The organism is Paenibacillus sp. sgz302148 (assembly GCF_056120465.1).
Genome location: NZ_JBVYOJ010000009.1, coordinates 79726 through 96969 on the forward strand (window position 1 = coordinate 79726; position 17244 = coordinate 96969).

At 53.4% G+C, this 17244-nt stretch carries 21 protein-coding genes and 1 pseudogene; 12 read left to right on the top strand and 10 right to left on the bottom strand.

The window, feature by feature from the left end; all coding sequences use genetic code 11:
* Positions 1 to 29: 29 nt before the first annotated feature.
* The 7 genes from AC0LWM_RS14815 to AC0LWM_RS14845 all read right to left on the bottom strand — a co-directional run bounded on the left by AC0LWM_RS14815 (position 30) and on the right by AC0LWM_RS14845 (position 3375).
* The gene (locus AC0LWM_RS14815) at positions 30 to 350 is read right to left on the bottom strand and encodes a hypothetical protein (protein ID WP_474675733.1); all 321 of its coding nucleotides are present in this window, start codon (positions 348 to 350) and stop codon (positions 30 to 32) included.
* A 33-nt stretch (positions 351 to 383) separates the two neighbouring features.
* On the bottom strand, positions 384 to 761 hold the full coding sequence (gerPC, locus tag AC0LWM_RS14820) for a spore germination protein GerPC (RefSeq protein WP_474675734.1): 378 nt from the start codon (positions 759 to 761) through the stop codon (positions 384 to 386).
* A 52-nt stretch (positions 762 to 813) separates the two neighbouring features.
* Positions 814 to 1038 carry a hypothetical protein gene (locus AC0LWM_RS14825; RefSeq protein ID WP_474675735.1) on the bottom strand — a complete coding sequence of 75 codons (225 nt, stop codon included), beginning with the start codon at positions 1036 to 1038 and terminating at the stop codon, positions 814 to 816.
* Positions 1039 to 1053: 15 nt separating this feature from the next.
* Positions 1054 to 1497, bottom strand: a complete 444-nt coding sequence (locus AC0LWM_RS14830) for an Hsp20/alpha crystallin family protein (protein ID WP_474675736.1) — start codon at positions 1495 to 1497, stop codon at positions 1054 to 1056.
* A 196-nt stretch (positions 1498 to 1693) separates the two neighbouring features.
* Positions 1694 to 2137 (bottom strand): CS domain-containing protein, encoded by a 444-nt coding sequence (locus AC0LWM_RS14835; RefSeq protein ID WP_474675737.1) that lies wholly within the window; start codon positions 2135 to 2137, stop codon positions 1694 to 1696.
* A 345-nt stretch (positions 2138 to 2482) separates the two neighbouring features.
* Complete coding sequence (locus tag AC0LWM_RS14840) at positions 2483 to 2740, bottom strand: hypothetical protein (RefSeq protein WP_474675738.1); 258 nt, start codon at positions 2738 to 2740, stop codon at positions 2483 to 2485.
* A gap of 89 nt (positions 2741 to 2829) precedes the next feature.
* On the bottom strand, positions 2830 to 3375 hold the full coding sequence (locus tag AC0LWM_RS14845; protein ID WP_474675739.1) for a hypothetical protein: 546 nt from the start codon (positions 3373 to 3375) through the stop codon (positions 2830 to 2832).
* Positions 3376 to 3603: 228 nt separating this feature from the next.
* Between AC0LWM_RS14845 and AC0LWM_RS14850 the strand changes: the two genes are divergently transcribed.
* The 3 genes and pseudogenes from AC0LWM_RS14850 to AC0LWM_RS14860 all read left to right on the top strand — a co-directional run.
* The gene (locus AC0LWM_RS14850) at positions 3604 to 5334 is read left to right on the top strand and encodes a right-handed parallel beta-helix repeat-containing protein (RefSeq protein ID WP_474675740.1); all 1731 of its coding nucleotides are present in this window, start codon (positions 3604 to 3606) and stop codon (positions 5332 to 5334) included.
* A 132-nt stretch (positions 5335 to 5466) separates the two neighbouring features.
* The gene (gene map / locus AC0LWM_RS14855; RefSeq protein WP_474675741.1) at positions 5467 to 6213 is read left to right on the top strand and encodes a type I methionyl aminopeptidase; all 747 of its coding nucleotides are present in this window, start codon (positions 5467 to 5469) and stop codon (positions 6211 to 6213) included.
* Positions 6214 to 6217: 4 nt separating this feature from the next.
* Positions 6218 to 6307 (top strand): annotated as a pseudogene (locus tag AC0LWM_RS14860) (metallothiol transferase FosB); the annotation flags it as partial.
* Between the two features lie 37 nt (positions 6308 to 6344).
* Here the strand turns inward: AC0LWM_RS14860 and AC0LWM_RS14865 are convergent.
* Entirely contained in the window at positions 6345 to 7238 is an 894-nt protein-coding gene (locus AC0LWM_RS14865) for a helix-turn-helix domain-containing protein (protein ID WP_474675742.1), read from the bottom strand.
* A 197-nt stretch (positions 7239 to 7435) separates the two neighbouring features.
* Here AC0LWM_RS14865 and AC0LWM_RS14870 point away from each other — a divergent pair, with 197 nt between their 5' ends.
* Positions 7436 to 8566 (top strand): Gfo/Idh/MocA family protein, encoded by a 1131-nt coding sequence (locus AC0LWM_RS14870; RefSeq protein ID WP_474675743.1) that lies wholly within the window; start codon positions 7436 to 7438, stop codon positions 8564 to 8566.
* An 84-nt stretch (positions 8567 to 8650) separates the two neighbouring features.
* Here the strand turns inward: AC0LWM_RS14870 and AC0LWM_RS14875 are convergent, their stop codons facing one another.
* Positions 8651 to 8839, bottom strand: a complete 189-nt coding sequence (locus AC0LWM_RS14875; RefSeq protein ID WP_474675744.1) for a type II toxin-antitoxin system antitoxin — start codon at positions 8837 to 8839, stop codon at positions 8651 to 8653.
* A 14-nt stretch (positions 8840 to 8853) separates the two neighbouring features.
* Positions 8854 to 9693, bottom strand: coding sequence for an SPFH domain-containing protein (locus AC0LWM_RS14880; RefSeq protein ID WP_474675745.1), 840 nt, complete (start codon positions 9691 to 9693; stop codon positions 8854 to 8856).
* 211 nt (positions 9694 to 9904) lie between these two features.
* Between AC0LWM_RS14880 and AC0LWM_RS14885 the strand changes: the two genes are divergently transcribed.
* The 8 genes from AC0LWM_RS14885 (at position 9905) to AC0LWM_RS14920 (ending at position 17236) form a co-directional block, all read left to right on the top strand.
* Positions 9905 to 10105 carry a hypothetical protein gene (locus AC0LWM_RS14885; RefSeq protein WP_474675746.1) on the top strand — a complete coding sequence of 67 codons (201 nt, stop codon included), beginning with the start codon at positions 9905 to 9907 and terminating at the stop codon, positions 10103 to 10105.
* A 195-nt stretch (positions 10106 to 10300) separates the two neighbouring features.
* On the top strand, positions 10301 to 11362 hold the full coding sequence (gene hemE / locus AC0LWM_RS14890; RefSeq protein ID WP_474675747.1) for a uroporphyrinogen decarboxylase: 1062 nt from the start codon (positions 10301 to 10303) through the stop codon (positions 11360 to 11362).
* Between the two features lie 17 nt (positions 11363 to 11379).
* Positions 11380 to 12348 carry a ferrochelatase gene (gene hemH, locus AC0LWM_RS14895; RefSeq protein ID WP_474675748.1) on the top strand — a complete coding sequence of 323 codons (969 nt, stop codon included), beginning with the start codon at positions 11380 to 11382 and terminating at the stop codon, positions 12346 to 12348.
* Between the two features lie 5 nt (positions 12349 to 12353).
* Complete coding sequence (hemG, locus tag AC0LWM_RS14900) at positions 12354 to 13793, top strand: protoporphyrinogen oxidase (protein WP_474675749.1); 1440 nt, start codon at positions 12354 to 12356, stop codon at positions 13791 to 13793.
* A 20-nt stretch (positions 13794 to 13813) separates the two neighbouring features.
* Entirely contained in the window at positions 13814 to 14194 is a 381-nt protein-coding gene (locus tag AC0LWM_RS14905; protein WP_474675750.1) for a glyoxalase superfamily protein, read from the top strand.
* 226 nt (positions 14195 to 14420) lie between these two features.
* Complete coding sequence (locus tag AC0LWM_RS14910) at positions 14421 to 15860, top strand: CapA family protein (RefSeq protein WP_474675751.1); 1440 nt, start codon at positions 14421 to 14423, stop codon at positions 15858 to 15860.
* A complete protein-coding gene (locus tag AC0LWM_RS14915; protein WP_474675752.1) occupies positions 15857 to 16582 on the top strand; it encodes a glycerophosphodiester phosphodiesterase in 726 nt (241 codons plus the stop codon). The genes AC0LWM_RS14910 and AC0LWM_RS14915 overlap by 4 nt, the downstream gene beginning before the upstream one ends.
* 18 nt (positions 16583 to 16600) lie before the next feature.
* The gene (locus AC0LWM_RS14920; protein WP_474675753.1) at positions 16601 to 17236 is read left to right on the top strand and encodes a fumarylacetoacetate hydrolase family protein; all 636 of its coding nucleotides are present in this window, start codon (positions 16601 to 16603) and stop codon (positions 17234 to 17236) included.
* Positions 17237 to 17244: the final 8 nt, after the last annotated feature.

The following is a 17244-nucleotide window of genomic DNA, read 5'->3' on the forward strand; positions in this document are numbered from 1 at the left end:
CCGGACAGCCCCTTTTTTTTGTGGGGTTATTATTCCTGCATTTTTCCGATCTCCGGCTCTGCCGCATGCAGTTGCGGTTCATTCGCGGAGACGATCAATTTCTGAAGCCATTCCGGCGCCTCGGAATCCGAAATGTTCAGCATATCCAAAAAATCGGAATCGTTCAGAAGAGAGCGAACGCCGGAAACAACGTTGCGATCCCCGCTTACCGAACCGAAACCTTGCGTAAGCTTCTGATGGCTCTCGAAGCCGGTCGGCCAGTTATTGCCCATATTGATGCAGGAAGCGTTCTCGACGGAGCCGATATGGATCGATCCGATCACGAATTGCGGCGATAAAAATGAAGACATATCCATAACCTCCGATCCTAGGGAGATGTCAGGTCAGTTCCTTGTTAACCGGTAACCGGTCTGCGTGCGCAGCAGGCCCGGCAAAGCTTCGTCAGCCGGCTTCGGGGACGGGGCCGCATGTTTTTGCAGGCGATCCTCGGACGGTACGGAAGCATCTGTTTTGGGCCGCAAGCTCGATGCCGAAGAAGAAGAGGCCGGGTCGATTTTGGCGCCGAAGTTGTTTCCCAGATTTAACGAACCGCTTAACTGCTCGATGTCCAGGCTGTCCAGACGATATTCCATTTTTTCCAGTACCGGTTGATGGATATGAACATTTTCAATGTTAATCGTTGTCGTATTGTTTCGAAGTTGATCAAGCGATTGTTCGATTTTGCTGAACCGGAGGTTTAAATCTTGAAACCGTCTATCCATTTCTTTGATTAGTGCTGGGGATGGAGGGGTTCTTTTTTTCCAAAACATCATATCACGTCTGACGTGTTTTGATGCTGGATTGAGCGTCGATTCGATCGCCGTCGTCCAAAGACGCCCGAAAGTCGGAAATGACGCACTGCCGCCCGTTCACTGTTCCGAAGGCGAGGTTTTGTTTCGCGGCAATTTTATATTTCCACTGAAAATTTCTGCCCTGGAATATTCCTGACGAGCCGGAAACCGTTCCGATCCGAAGGTCGTGAAATTGGATTCGTACCATCGCTTATCCACCTCGCTAAGAGAAATCAATCGGGATCTGGGTTTGCTGCGCGGAAGTTTCGATCTGCAGCTCAATGATCAGCAGCCCTCGGCTATATTTGGCGTTGACGTTATCTTTGGAAACCGGATGGGGCATCGGCAAGGAACGCCGGAACGTTCCGAAGAAACGTTCATTCTGGGAAATTCGATTCTCCGTAACGGGGTACATGCAAGGAATCTCTCCTTCCAGCACCAGCGTTTGTCCGTCGAGAAAGATGCCGATTTGCTCCGGGGATCTAAGCTCGGGCAATTCCGCAAGAACAACGACAGTTGTCGGAGTATGATAAATATCGATGCGCGGCCCCGCATTGGGAAGAAGAACGGCGATATCCTGCCAAAACTCTTCTCCCAACACTTCGCTGGCTTGCTTTTGAAATGTATTCAAATCTTTCATCGATTGTTGTCTTTTTTTGTCCTCCAACTTTCATCACCACCTCTGCCAGGTAGCTTCGATCATTAATTATGTATATGTTCCGGAAGCAAAATGATTCTCCGTGCATAAACGGCAAGCTTGTCCAATTTGGAGCAGCGCGGCAAGGGGACGTCCCAGGTTCCCCGATACCGGGCTGGAAACGGCTCGCTGTCGGCCGAGATCAGCTGTCCGGTTGCGCCTACGCCTACTCACGGATCATTATTTCGTGGAACGGTTCGGCATCGCGTGTTTTGGGCAAAAGAACTTCCACGACATCTCCGTCCATTCTGGCGAACGACCGAACGGGCTGTACATCGCTTGGCAGCGGGATTTCCTGGATGTTTCCGGAGCAGTCGATTTTCAGCTTATTTTTGTTCGCAAAAAATCGAACGCGTTTGGATGCTTCATTTGGAACTTTACACCGAACAAATATGGTTCGTTGACTTTCAAACAAATCGCATTCGACTTCGTTTTCAGCCGAAAACAGGGGATAGGCTGCCTGATGAGGCAGCGAGTGCTGCATGAAGTTTTTGATTGCTTTATGCACGAAATTGTCGATACCGGTACTTCCGGCAGGCAGAGGCATTTGTTGAATCAACGATTTTTGCAGCTCCCGCCAATGCTTGATCGGATTTTGGCCGTTATTCATACCGTCTTTTCCCCCGTTGTTCATGATTCATGCCTTGTTGCCATTGATTCACGAAGCCGAATACCGGTTTATTCATATTTTTATATGCGGGCGTAATCAGCCCGTGAAGGAGAAACATCGTAGGTTCCCCGCACTTGGCGCAATAAGCCGCATCTTGCTTGTTTAGAAACGAGCATCCCTTTTTTAATATTCCGGGTTCGTCAGAACAGCGATTTTGCAAGGGAGCGCCGCAATCGGTGCAGTATTTATCGTTTTCGTTCGGGATTTTGTTGCATCGGGTGCAAGGCTCTTGTTGCTTGTTGCTCACCTCAATTCTCCTTTCACGATCTCATGTCGCTTCTTATCCTAGTTGGGGCCTTGAATCGATGTTGCGGGATCCACTCCGGTGATCGGATTATCGATAAGATCGTTATCAAAAAGAGTGGTCACAAAGCCGGTTTCGATGTTAGCGCCGTATAATTGGCCGTTCCCGTAGTTCGACTTGCCATTTTGATTCCAACCCGGCTGCGACACTTCCCCGATCGCAATGACGCTTCCTCTATTTAATGTATTTACGTTGATTGCTCCGTTCGCCAATGAAATAAAAACGGCCAAATTGTTCACCCCCGATAGAGGCCTATTGCTTTTATCATATTCCGCTCATGCCTGAGGGTTACAGGTTTAAAAATCGTGTATGAAACGGAAATCCTAATCTAAGAATCGACATCGGCTTTTTTCTGGGAAATTCGAATGTTCTTCTCTGCGCTGCTGGCGTTTTCTATGATGGTTCCTTTATAATGAACAGGCGCGTCAACCGCGTCATCGTCAAAAGTAACGCTGGCGACTTGCTGAACCCGGTTGCCGCCCAAGCTTTTGCCGAATCCGTAATTCGTTTTCCGGGAACTTCTCCACCCTAATTGCTTGTTGTCTCCCAAGTCCAATGCCGAACCGTTGGTTATGGAATTCGCATGGATGGCGTTAAAATCGATGGCGCTTTGCTGCATCGAATGGCTTGATTCGGCAAGCGTAATCGTTCTGACATCTTCGATCGGCGTATCGATGAAATCGGGATCCTGCACGACGCTGACCACGTTTGTCAGCGCAGCATTGCTGAGGGTGCCGAAGCCCTGATTGCTCTTGCTGTAATTCGACCAGCCGAACGCTTGATTCGTCCCGATAAATATGCCGGAAGAATTCTCGATATTGTTCACGAACAATTTGTTAAAAATGACGCATGCTTTCTGCTGCCCTAGGATCAATGTGAACCCTCCCGCCTGATCACTGCCAAGCTTTGCTGCGATAGGTATATGCCCATATTGTATTCCGGCCGTTTGTTTTGTTGCATGAAAATGTCGAAATTTCAAATTTGCCCCGGTGCAAAACTCTCATTTTCTTTTAGAATAAGCCTCTTGCCGTTTAAAGCAGGATCATTCACAATATGGGAAGTATAGGCTGTTTCCATCAACGACGAAGGATGTGAGTTTCCGATGAACGAGCTTCAACCGTCGCCTGCCGCGACGATGATTCGTGTAACCGATTACGGCGCCGGACCCGATTCCGGGGCAGATGCCATGCAAGCCGTGCAGCGAGCCATTGCCGCCGCAGCTCTGGCGACAGGACCCGTTATCATTGATTTTCCTTATGGCCGGTACGATCTTTACCCGGAACATGCGATTCGAGCTCCTTATTATATTTCCAATACGACGACGGAGGAAGAAAATCCGGACGTCACGAAAACGTTCGGCATCTTGCTGAAAGACATGAGCGATGTGACGATCGAGGGCAACGGCTCGTTGTTGATGTTCCACGGCAAAATGACGCTGATCGGGGTCATCGGCTGCGATCAAATCGAGATCCGCAACTTGAACACCGATTATGTACGGCCGACGATGTCGGAGATGACGGTGGAGGCTGTCGGCGACCTGACGATGGACGTTCGCGTGCATCCCGACAGCTGGTACGAACTGGAGCAAGGAAGCTTGGAGTGGGTTGGTCAGGGCTGGCGGTTCACCCATGGCCCGGCGCAGCAATACGATCCGTCCAACAATACGACATGGCGAGTGCCGAATCCCGCAACGATCGCTACGAAGATTGAGGAACTGGAACCTGGTCGGCTTCGTTTTCATTTCGAGAAGCCGCCGGTTGCCGCCGTCGGACATACGTTCCAGATGCGCGACGGCATCCGCGATCAAGTCGGCGCGTTCATCAACGAAAGTCGCAACGTGAAGCTGAAGCGGGTCGGGATGCATTTCATGCATGGACTTGGCATCGTCGGTCAATACAGTGAAAATCTCGTATTCGACGCAATTACGCTTGCCCCTCGTCCGAACTCCGGCCGGACAGCGGCTGCATTCGCCGACTTCCTTCATCTGTCGGGCTGCCGCGGGAAAATTACGGTACTGAACAGCTTGTTCGAAGGGGCGCACGACGATCCGATTAACGTGCACGGCACGCATTTGCGCATTGTCGGCAGACCGGCGCCCGATCAGTTGATCGTCCGGTTCATGCATGGGCAGAGCTATGGATTCCAAGCGTTTCACCCTGGCGACGAGATCGACTTCGTCCGCGAAACCTCGTTGCTTGTTTATGCCAGCAATTCCGTGAAGACGGCTCAATTATTGAATCCGAGGGAAACGCTGCTGACGCTGGAGCATCCTGCGCCCGACTCGATCGAGCCAAGGGATGTCGTGGAAAACGCGACATGGACGCCGGAGGTCGAAATTCGCGGCAATCGATTCGCTCGCATTCCGACCCGCGGTGTATTGATGACGACGCGCCGCAAAGTCGTCATCGAAGACAACGAATTCGATCGGATGGCGATGAGCGGCATCCTGATCGCGGACGATGCGGCCAGCTGGTACGAATCGGGCATGGTCACCGACGTGACGATTCGCGGCAATCGGTTTATCGCGTGCGGCGAGCCGGTGATCGGCATCTTGCCGGAGAACGAGCATATCGATGCAGATACACCGGTCCATCGAAATATTGTCATCGAGAGCAACGAGTTTTACATGAAGGGCGATCATGTTCTGCAGGCGAAGAGTACGCAGGGATTGCATTTCGTCAACAATCGACTTGAACAGGCGACGTCGGCAGGAGAGGATCGTAATAACGTGCGTCCTCCCATTCGGTTACAGGGCTGTGCCGACGTTGTCATTGAAGGCAATACGTTTAATGGCCGCGATGAGGATGGCGTTACATGGAGCGATATTAATTAAGCGGCTCCATTAAATTTTTACTTTTTTTTGTTGCGATTGTGGGAATAAGTGGGTACTATAAAACATAACTCGATAAACCGCGGATTCATCTTAGAACTCCGCGGTTTGCTTACAGTAAGGGAGTGTTCATTTATGACCATTAGCTCACAAAAAGACTTGGACGGCTTGAAGAAGATCGGCAAAGTCGTCGCGCTTGCCATTCAGAAAATGAAGAAGCATGCACGCCCGGGCATGACGACGCGCGAGCTTGACGAAATCGGCGAAAAAGTGTTGAAGCAGCATGGCGCTATGGCCGCGCCGAAGAAGTTGTACAATTTTCCCGGCACCGCCTGCATCAGTCTCAATCATGATGTTGCGCACGGCATTCCGGGTTCCCAAGTGATCCGCCCTGGAGATTTGATCAATATCGACGTTTCGGCGGAGCTGGACGGGTATTATGCAGACAGCGGACATTCTTTTCAAATCGCTCCGCATAATTCGGAGATGGTCCGGTTATGCGATTATACGCATTATACGATGATGAAGGTCATTTCCAGTTTGTCGCATGGGGTAAAATTGAATCAAATCGGCAAAATCATGCAAACCGAAGCGAAGAAGGGCGGCTACCGCATCGTCGAAAATTTGTGCAGCCACGGCATCGGACGCGCTTTGCACGAAGAGCCCGAGCAAATTTTGCCTTTCTATAATCCGCATGACCAAACGGTATTGCATGATGGCCTCGTGCTGACGATCGAGCCGTTTCTGTCCACGGGACCGAACTATGTCGTCGAGCAGCCGGACGGTTGGACGCTGAAGGTGCCGCACGGAGGTTATGCCGCGCAGCACGAGCATACGATCGTCATTACGAAAGGCAAGCCGATCATTCTGACGGTGGCTTAAACACGGCCACAAGTTCGAGTTCCATACCGGGACGCTTGAAGACCGGCTCAGCTATTCCCGGGAAGCGAAGGGGCACATGCAATTTTTTGAATAGTTTCTTGCGATAATTATTTTCGACGACCTCGGCCCGCTCAGCTTTTTGGCTTCGCCTCCACCATTAATTTGATCGACTTGGCATATTCCGAAGGACTCATCCCGGTCGATTTTTTGAATGCTTTGGAAAAATGATGCACGCTGCCGAAGCCTAACGATTGCGAAATTTCGGTCATATTGTGGGCTTGCTCGCGAATGCTTGTTTTCGCTTGATCGATGCGCAGCTTCGTGGCATATTCCATAACGGTGAAGCCGGTTTTCCGTTTGAACAGCTCCTTCATCCGCGTCTTCGATACATGCAGCGCTTCGCTCATATCGGCGAGCGACAGCTTCGTATCAAGCTTCTCCCGCATATACGCCATCATGGCGCGTACCGTCATGTCGTCCTGCTTCTCGCGAGGGGCGAACGATTGCGGCTTATTGTCCGCGGAGCGGGACGTTTTGCGCAGCAGCTTGACGAGGAAAATTTCCAAATACAGCTTGACGAGCTGCTCGGAACCGAGCTCGGCATCGTCGCGGCGGATGAGCGGAACGGTAGAGGGGAAGCGGAACGCGCTTGTCCCCTCCTTGACGATTTGCGCAAGCAGATTTCGTTCCTCGTCGTCCAGCGCGATGATCCGGTTCTCAAATTGCCGCATCGCTTCCGAGTCGCATTCGAAGCTCATGACGATCAAATTCGGCGCTTTGACACGGTTTGCATATATGCTGTGAAATTCGTTCGGCTTATGAAAGATGATCGAGCCTTGCGAAAGCCGATGCCGCTGCGAATCGGCCATCACATCGACTTCGCCTTTGTCCACGTAAAGAAACTCCCAGAAATCGTGCATCTCCCCGGAGAATACATAATCTTTGCCGAATTCGAAATAAAACAACGAAATGATATGACCGACGGCCACCGTCGGCTTAATGATCGTTCTCGGATATTGCCGCATCGTTTGCAAATTCCCCTTTGCCTGGCATTGTCGCAGGACGTTCAAGCCCATCATACCGCAATTCCGCGCACGGCAAAAGACCGTGTCCGATTCGACAACAAATCCGGCTTCGCGGACAAAGAAAACGATGCCGGCACCTCTTATAATGAAGTCATCGAAGTTGGACCATTTATCGATGATATGTAGGAGGGCTGTTCATGGGAAAAAGAATAGGGTTAATCGGCTATGGCGGAAGGATGCAAGGGGTTGTCGGCCGGCTGCTGAGAGAAGATCCGTCCTGCGAGATCGCCGGGATCGTGGAAATTCGCAAGCAGCAGCTAAGCAAGGATCGGCCTGAGCTGGCGGGGGCCCGCTGGTTCGATACGCCGGAGCAAATGATCGCCGAGGCGGACCTGGACGGCGTCATGATCGGCACACGCTGCTCACTGCATACGGAGATGGCGTTAAAAGTATTGCCGTCGGGATTGCCGTTGTTTCTGGAGAAGCCGGTCGCCACGACGTTTGACGATTTGTACCGTTTAAAGCAGGGCTACGAGGCGTCGACGTCTCCGGTCGTCGTTTCGTTCCCGCTGCGCGTCACTTCGCTCGTCAATATGGTCAAAGAGATTGTCGACTCCGGCAAAATCGGCACGATCGAGCACGCTCAGGCCATCAATAACGTTCCTTACGGAGGCGTCTACTTCCATTATTGGTACCGCGATGAAAACGAGACGGGCGGATTGTTCCTGCAGAAAGCGACGCATGACTTCGACTATATCAACCACATCATCGGTTATAAGCCGGTATCGGTTTGCGCGATGATGTCGAAGCAGCTGTTCAAAGGCGACAAGCCCGCAGGCTTGAAATGCGTTGACTGCGAGGAGAACCGCACCTGCGCGGAAAGTGCAACGCGTCCCGATGCCCCGCCCGAATGGGAATATTGTTCTTTCGCCGAAGATACCGGCAACGAGGACTCGGGCAGCGCGCTCGTTCGCTATGAAACGGGCATGCACATGTCCTATTCGCAGAACTTCTTCGTCCGCCGCGGCGCGGGCGCGCGCGGTGCGCGGTTCATGGGCTATAAAGGAACGGTCGAATTCGACTTCTATACGAGTGAAGTAAAAGTGTACATGCATCATACGCCGCGTGTGGAAACATACCGTATCGAAGCCGGGGACGATCATTTCGGCGGCGATACGGCGCTTGTCCGCAGCTTCAGTGAACTGATGGACGGCGGCAAAACGTCGGTTAGTCCGTTGGAAGCGGGACTTGACAGCGCGCTGTTGTGCCTGAAGGCAAAGCAGTCGGCATTGACCGGCACGTTTCAGGAGCTTGCGTGGAATAAATAAGCCGAATTGTTGATGCCGGCGTCAAATGCAAAGAAGGAACCGTCATTGTTATGGCGGTTCCTTCTTTGCGGGTTGCGGGGTTATTTAATCTTTATCTTCGGGTTCTCCGGGTTGCCTTGGCAGGTTGTTCAATCTTCCGGCCTTGCGAAGCGCATCGCGAAGCAAAAATTCGATATGCGCGTTTACGCTGCGGAACTCGTCCTCCGACCAGCGCTCGAGCGCCTCATACAGCTTCGGATCGATTCGCAAGAGGAAGCTTTTTTTCGGAGACATAACAATCAGCCCCTCTAGTATAACGAGCCGGCGTTTAGTACCGGACTGGCCGAACGATCGGATACGATCGCGACCATCAAGTTGTTCGCCATGGCGGCTTTGCGCTCATCGTCAAGCTCGAGTCCGTCGGCCTGCAGCTTGGCGATGGCGAGCTGCACCATGCCGACCGCGCCTTCGACGATCGTCTGCCGCGCCGCGAGAATAGCCGTCGCCTGTTGGCGCTGCAGCATGGCGGCTGCGATTTCCGGCGAATAAGCGAGGTGCGTGAGGCGCGCCTCGAGTACTTGGACGCCGGCAACGGCGAGACGCTCCTGCAGCTCGCGGGTCAGCTCCTCGGCGACTTCCTCGGCATTGCCGCGCAGGGAGTAGCCGTTATTGCCGTAGTTGTCGTACGGATAGCGGTTCGCAACGTGGCGCAAAGCCGACTCGCTCTGAATTTCGACGAACTGCTCGTAGTTGTCGACATCGAACTTGGACTTGGCCGAGTCCGTCACTTTAAATACGATAACGGCGGCAATTTCGATCGGGTTTCCTTCGACGTCGTTCACTTTCAGCTTTGCGGAATTAAAATTGCGGACGCGAAGCGATACTTTGCTGCGGTTCGAAAATGGAACCGTCAGAAAAATGCCGCTGTCTCGAATCGTCCCGAGATAAGTGCCGAAAAATGTTACGACGACCGCTTGATTCGGCTGTACGATCGTAAAGGAGCTGAGCAGCAGCAAATCAACGATCATCATCGCGATGCCGGCGCCTTCGTTCGCGAACACGACGAGCAGCACGCCTGCCGCCATAATGACGAACCAAAGCAATAACGCGGCGAATCCTTTTACGGCCCAAGCTTTTTTTTCAACCATAACGTTTCCCTCCTGATGTGTCAAGTCTGTTATTGCAATATTCATTTGATATTTACATGATATCACATATGTAACTATATGTAAAACATTAATTTGGATGTAACACAATGTTAACCGTTTCCTGACCTTACCCGCTTGGAGATTCCGGGATATTTTCGTATAATTGAGGGAACAAGTATGTAGGATGCATCTATCATAAGGGGTGTTTGGTGTGGGTCTTGTCGATATTTCGGGGGTAACGCTCGGGTTTTTCCTGCTTGCGACGGTATTTATTTTGTCGATCGGTTCTTTTTTGAGCTTCGGCGTGCTCCGTCTGTTTCAGCAGCGTTTCCGCTCGGGCATTATCAATTTGGTTTCGGCGGTTTGCTGCACGGTGCTGCTTGTCATCGTCATGAACAATATCACCTTGTAGCCGTTCGGCTTATGGTCGAAACCGGAATGGCATTCAAACGGATCCGTTTGAATGTCATTTTGTTTTTGTCGGCAAGGCGCGAGTAGCGTCATTGTCATAGGATTGTCAACTATAAAAGCTCCCGCCCTGTTGTTACGCCTATTGAAAACGGGCATAATGGTAGCTAAGGAATACAAGTGAAAAGAGGTAACATCCATGAGTTATAACGACCGTTTTATTCGAGCATGCCGGAAGGAAAGCGTAGACGAGGTTCCGGTCTGGTATATGCGTCAGGCGGGAAGATACGACCCGGACTACCGGAAAATCAAGGAAAAATATAGTTTGCTCGAAATTTGCCTCCAACCCGAGCTGGCCGCGGAAGTGACGATGATGCCGGTGAACAAGCTTGGCGTCGACGCGGCGATTCTCTATTCGGACATTATGAATCCCGTCGCTTCGCTTGGCATCGACTTCGATATCGTCAAGAACATCGGTCCGGTCATTCACAATCCCGTCCGCACGGCGGAAGATGTGCAGCGGCTGCGCCCGATCGATGTAGAGAACGACCTAGGCCATATTATCGAAACGATCCGGATTCTGGACAGGCAGCTGGACGTGCCTCTTATTACGTTTGCGGGCGCCCCGTTTACGATCGCCAGCTATTTGATCGAAGGCAAACCTTCCAAAAGTTACATACGGACCAAAGAGATGATGTACAGCGAGCCGAAAGTGTGGCATATGTTGATGGACAAGCTCGGCGATATGGTCATTACGTATTTGAAGGCGCATGTCGCAGCCGGCGGCAAAGCGTTCCAATTGTTCGACAGCTGGGTCGGCGCGTTGTCCCCGGCCGATTTCGAACGTTTTGTGCTGCCTACGATTGAACGGATTTTCCGCGAGCTGTCGGGGCTGGACGTTCCGAAAATCTATTTCCCCGGCGTCAGCTCGGGAGAGCTTCTTCCGACGCTAACAAACCTTCAGGCCGATGTCATCGGCCTCGACTGGCGCGTATCGATCGCCGAAGGGCGCAAGCGCACAGGCGGCCGTTTTGCCGTTCAAGGCAATCTCGATCCTTACATTCTGACGGCGCCGATGCCGGTTATACAGTCGTATGCAAAGGAAATTATCGATCAAGGTTTGGAACAGCCGGGGTTTGTGTTCAATCTCGGTCACGGCTTGTTCCCCGAGGCCTCATTGGATAAATTAAAGGAATTGACCGATTACGTACACGACTATTCCCGCGCTCAGCTTGCAAGCAAACCGCGCGCGACCGTGTAGCGAAAGGAAGGAAACCCATGGCACAACGGACGATTGGCGTTCTGGTGATGTCCTATGGCACGCCGGAAAGCATGGATCAGATCGAAGCTTATTATACGCATATTCGCCGCGGATCCCCGCCCTCCAAGGAGCAGCTGGAGGAGCTGACGGCACGGTACGAAGCGATCGTCGGCGGATTTTTTCCGCTTCGCGAAAATACGAACAAGCAAGTGAAGGCGCTGGAAGAGACGCTAAACCGCGAAAGCTACGTGGGCCGTGTCTCGGCGGATGGGGAGTCATGCCGTTTTGTATGCTATCAAGGGCTTAAGCATGCGCATCCGCTTATTGAGGAAGGCGTGAAGCAAATGGCGGACGATGGCATTACCGAAGCGGTTGGCGTCGTGCTGGCGCCGCATTATTCTTCGATGAGCGTGGGCAGCTATATCAAAAGAGCGCAAGAGGCTGCCGAGGCGCATGGGCTGCGGATGACGTTCGTCAAAAGCTACCAGACCCATCCGTCGCTCATTCGGGCATTGTCGGAGCGGGTGGACCGGGCGCTTGCGGGTTTTGCGGCCGACGGCATCGACCGTACCTCCGTTAAAGTGCTGTTCAGCGCGCATAGCTTGCCTGCCAAAATTCTGGAGATGAACGACCCGTATCCGGAGCAGCTGCTGGAAACGTCGCGAGCGATCGCCGACCGGACAGGAGTCACGAACTGGCAGTTCACCTGGCAAAGCGCCGGCCAAACGGCCATGCCTTGGCTCGGCCCCGATGTGCTGGATACGGTTCGCGAATTAAAGGAAACCGAAGGCGTCGCGAATGTGCTCGTCGCCCCGATCGGATTCGTTTCGGATCACCTCGAGGTGCTGTACGATCTCGATATCGAAGCGAAAGCCGTTGCCCGCGAGCTCGGCATTCGACTCGAACGAACCGAGTCCTTGAATACCGATCCGTTGTATATGGAGACCTTGGCTGACGTCGTCACCGAGAAACTGGAAAGGATCTGATCTGCATGTCTGAGCGAACGATGAGCATTGCGATAATCGGCGGAGGGATCACCGGCCTCAGCACGGCGTTTTACGCCCGAAAGATCAGCCGCGAACGGGGAATTCCCGTGCAGATCACACTGCTTGAGCGCAGCGATCACTTAGGCGGCAAGATCAAGACGCTTCGCAAGGACGGTTTCGTCATTGAGAAAGGACCGGACTCGTTCCTCGCACGCAAGCTGCCGATCGTTGATCTGACGCGTGATCTCGGCATCGAAGGACAGTTTGTCGCGACGAATCCGCAGGCGAAAAAGACGTATGTCGTCCACGGCGGCAAGCTGCATCGTCTGCCTCCGGGGCTTGCGCTAGGCGTGCCGACCTCCATGCTGCCGTTCGTCAAATCGGGCTTGATTTCCCCACTCGGCAAAGCACGCGCGGCGATGGATCTGATCTTGCCTAAGCGGCAGGGGACGGACGACGAATCGCTGGGCGGTTTCCTGACGCGCCGATTAGGACGCGAGGTGCTGGACAGGATCGCAGAACCGCTGCTAGCCGGCATTTATGCCGGGGATACGTTCGCGCTTAGCTTGCAGGCGACGTTCCCGCAGTTCCAAGCGATCGAGCAGAAGAGCCGCAGCCTTATTCTCGGGATGAAAGCCAGCCGGGCCAACTCGGCCGAGGTGAAGGGACTTCCCTCGGTGGCGAAGAACAGCATGTTCCTCTCGTATCGAAACGGGCTTACAACGATCGTCGAAGCGCTGATCGATTCGCTGCGCGAAAGCGGCACGAGTATCGTGACGGGCGCCAAAGTGGAAGGCATCGCCCGGCGCAAGGAAGGCGGCTACGACCTGATCTTGGGCGACGGCCTGCCGCCGGTTTCCGCCGATGCGGTCATCGTTGCGCTGCCGGCATTCGCGGCCGCCGATCTGCTCTCGCCGATTGCCGATGTAAGCGAGCTGGAAGCGATACGTTATGTGTCGGTCGCGAATATTATTATGGCCTTCGACCGCAGCCAGATCGACAATCCGCTGGATGGTTCGGGTTTCGTCGTCCCGCGCAAGGAAGGGCGCACGATAACCGCCTGTACTTGGACCTCGTCGAAATGGGGACATACGAGCCCGGACGGCAAAGTATTGCTGCGCTGTTATGTCGGACGCGCGGGGGACGAGGCGGTCGTCGACTTGCCGGATGAGGAAATCATCGCGCGGGTGAGACGGGATATCGGCGAATTGATGGGCGTTACGGCCGAACCGTTGTTTTACGAAATTACGAGGCTGCACCGATCGATGCCGCAATACCCGGTAGGTCATCTGCAGTCGGTCGATCGGCTGCGCAAACGGCTCGCCGAGCAATTGCCGGGCGTGCTGCTGACCGGGGCGGCTTATGAGGGCGTCGGCCTTCCCGATTGCATCCGTCAAGGCCGGGACACGGCAAAGCAAGTTGTCGACTTATTCGTCGGCAAATAACGATACGCGGAGGGTACAAGATGAGTGGAAAAGATCTTGGACGCAATACCGTCACTCCAATACTGCGCATATTCGACACGAACAAGGCGACGGAATTTTATATCGATTTTTTAGGATTTCAACGGGATTGGGAGCACCGGTTCGAGGATAATTTTCCGCTGTATATGCAAGTATCCAGAGGGCGCAGCGTGCTCCATCTGTCGGAGCATCATGGAGACTGCACCCCGGGAGGCGCGGTTCGCATCGAGATCGATGGAATCGAAACGTATCATGCCGGCTTGTTGGCCAAAGCTTACAAATACGCGCGCCCCGGCTTAGAGACGGCGCCTTGGGGAACGAAGGAGTTCTCCGTTCAAGATCCGTTCGGCAACCGGCTTACCTTCTTTGAATCGATTGACTAGCGATACGGAAACAAAAACCGCATGGAACGCTTTGGTATCAAAGCGGCGTCCTGCGGTTTTTTGCCGTTATCCCGTAGCCTGAATTACGTACGCGTCTTGAATCGGCAAAATGAATGCGCCGGCTAGACGGGGCTTGCCTTTTCCTTGTTCGCACCCAAATATTTTGTGCTATAATGATGGGGATGTTTTTCCAATATGCGCTAGGTGCATGTGAAGGAGTATGGTAATGTTCGTATCTCGATCCGAAGCGGAACAGTTACGGAAGAAACGAAGACAGCGCAGATTCAGGAAGCTGATGTACCTCAACGTATTTTTGCTTGTCGTTCTGGTCGGCATCGTCGCTTACGTGATGATCGGGACGAGCTTGAAAGGCAAGAGCTTGGGCGCTTCCCAAGGCGAGCACCCGTCCGGGAAGGCGGAAAGCGAGGCATCGTCCGGCGTGACAACTGGGAATAAGGGAGAAGAGGCATCGTCCGACGAGGGAACAACCGGGAACACGGGAGAAGAGGCATCGTCCGACGAGGGAACAACCGGGAACACGGGAGGAACGGCATCGCCTGACGTAGGGGCTGGTGGGGAGTCCGGCGCAGGCGGGGATTCCGACTCCGGAGGGAATAATTCCGGCACTGGAGCAGACAATGATCCGGCAGGAAATCCGGCCGATAACTCCGCGGAAGGAACGGTTCCCGCGGGAGACGAGGACGTCGTCCGCATGACGTTTGTCGGCGATGTGCTGCTGGACGGCACGGTTGCTGCAGCGATGAAAAAAAGCGGCTATGACTATCCTTACGTCTATGCGCGCAAATTTTTCGAAGAAGCGGACATCTCGCTCGCCAACCTGGAAACTCCCGTAACGACAAAAGGGGTTCCTGCCGAGGACAAGCAATTCGTGTTCAAGACGGCGCCGGAAGCGTTGCCGGAGATGCTCAATTCCGGTATCGACATCGTCAATCTGGCGAACAACCACGTGCTTGATCAAGGCACCCAAGGCATGCTGGACACGATCGCTCATCTGGATGCGGCCGGCATTCAGCATATCGGAGCGGGCTCGAACGCCGAGGAAGCTTACGCCCCCATCATCGTGGAGAAGAAAGGCATCAAAATCGCCTTCCTCGGTTTGACGCGCGTCATTCCTAAAACGGAATGGAAGGCAGGCCCGAAAAAACCGGGTGTGGCGGAAACCTACAGCTCGGTATTGCCTGTTCAAGCGATCAAAAGAGCGAAGGAAGAAGCGGATTTGGTCGTCATCATGGTGCACTGGGGCAAAGAGCGCTATGACAAGCCGGTAGCGCATCAGCTGCAGCTGGCCAAGGAATTTATCGACGCGGGAGCCGATTTGATCATCGGCAGCCATCCTCACGTACTGCAAGGGCTGGAGCGGTACAAAGGGAAATGGATCGCGTACAGTTTGGGCAATTTTATTTTTACGACAAGTACTAACGCAAAAACATGGGAGACCGGAATCCTCCAAGCATCCTGCCGCAAGGACGGCGGATGCGAGTTGACGCTTGTGCCGATGCTGACTAAAAACGCGCAGCCGGCGCTGATGGACCGGGAAACGGGACAAAACCTGTTTCGAAGAATCGAGAGCATTTCCGAGCATGTTGCAATTACCGACGAGGGTCATATCATTTCTACCGATGGGAAAGGGGAAACGAGTCAATGAAAAATGTGTGCGTAGCGCACCGAGGTTGGTCGGGGGATGCGCCGGAGAATACGCTGGCCGCCATGGAATTGGCATTGTCCGTACCTTATGTGGAGTGGATTGAGCTTGATGTACAGTTGTCGCAGGATGAAGTGCCGGTTGTCATTCATGACTACACGCTGGGACGAACGACGAACGGGCGAGGAGAAGTGAGGGAAACGCCGTTAGAGGAGCTGCGGAAGTTGGATGCCGGCTCCTGGTTTTCCCCGAAATATGCGGGCGAGCGAGTTCCTTCTTTGGAAGAAGTGCTCCAACTGGTCAAAGGGCGCAGTAAGCTGAACATCGAGCTGAAAACGACGGGGAATATGTATCCGAAGCTCGCTGAACGCGTACTCGAGTTAGTTCGACAATATGACATGGAACAAGAAGTCGTTTATACTTCGTTTGATATCGGGACGCTTCGCCAGATGAAGGAGCTGGCCCCGAATTCGACGATCGGGCTTATTATCGACGGAAAGCCGGAACGTCAGCTGCTGAATGAATTGGGGTCATCGTTCCTTTCCATCGCTTATTGGAAGCTGACACCCGAATATGCGGCGGATATGATCGAAAACGGAATCCGCGTCATGGCCTGGACCATCGACGACCCGGCTCACATAAAACAGGTGGCTTCGATGCATCCTGACATTATGATTTGCACGAATTTCCCGAATCGCTGGAAAGACACGCTGGATCTTACATAACGAAAGGCGATGAATGGCATGGCTTTTGATGGTCTTACCAACATATTCTGCGTCGGCAGAAACTACAAGCTGCACGCGTTAGAGCTCGGGAACGACGTTCCCGAGCAACCGATGATTTTTATGAAGCCAACGCACGCGGTTCAACCGGCCGACGGGCGAACGATCACGCTGCCGGGCGCAAGCGGTTCCGTCCACTATGAGACGGAGCTCGTCTTGCGAGTCGGCCACAGCTATGAGCCTGGCGTTCCGGTGGATGAGCTGATCGACGGTATGGCGCTCGGCATCGATTTTACGCTGCGCGACGTGCAGAGCGAATTAAAGAAGAAGGGACAGCCGTGGCTTGCCGCCAAAGGGTTCCTCGGCTCCGCCCCGATAACGCCGTTTATCGCTTTTCCCGGAAACGAGGCTTTGGCGTCGCGAGACTTTGCGTTGCTGAGGAATGGCGAGCAAGCGCAACGCGGCAATGCGGGGGATATGATCTTTAACGTTCAAGCGATCGTGGACCATATCGCGAAACATTTTGGCCTTGGCGCAGGAGACGTCATCTTCACGGGTACGCCGGCTGGGGTAGCGGCAGTCGCAGACGGAGACCTCCTGCAATTCATGTGGGGAGACGAACGGCTCGGCGAATGCACCATTCGGCTTGCCGAATAAGGAGCCGT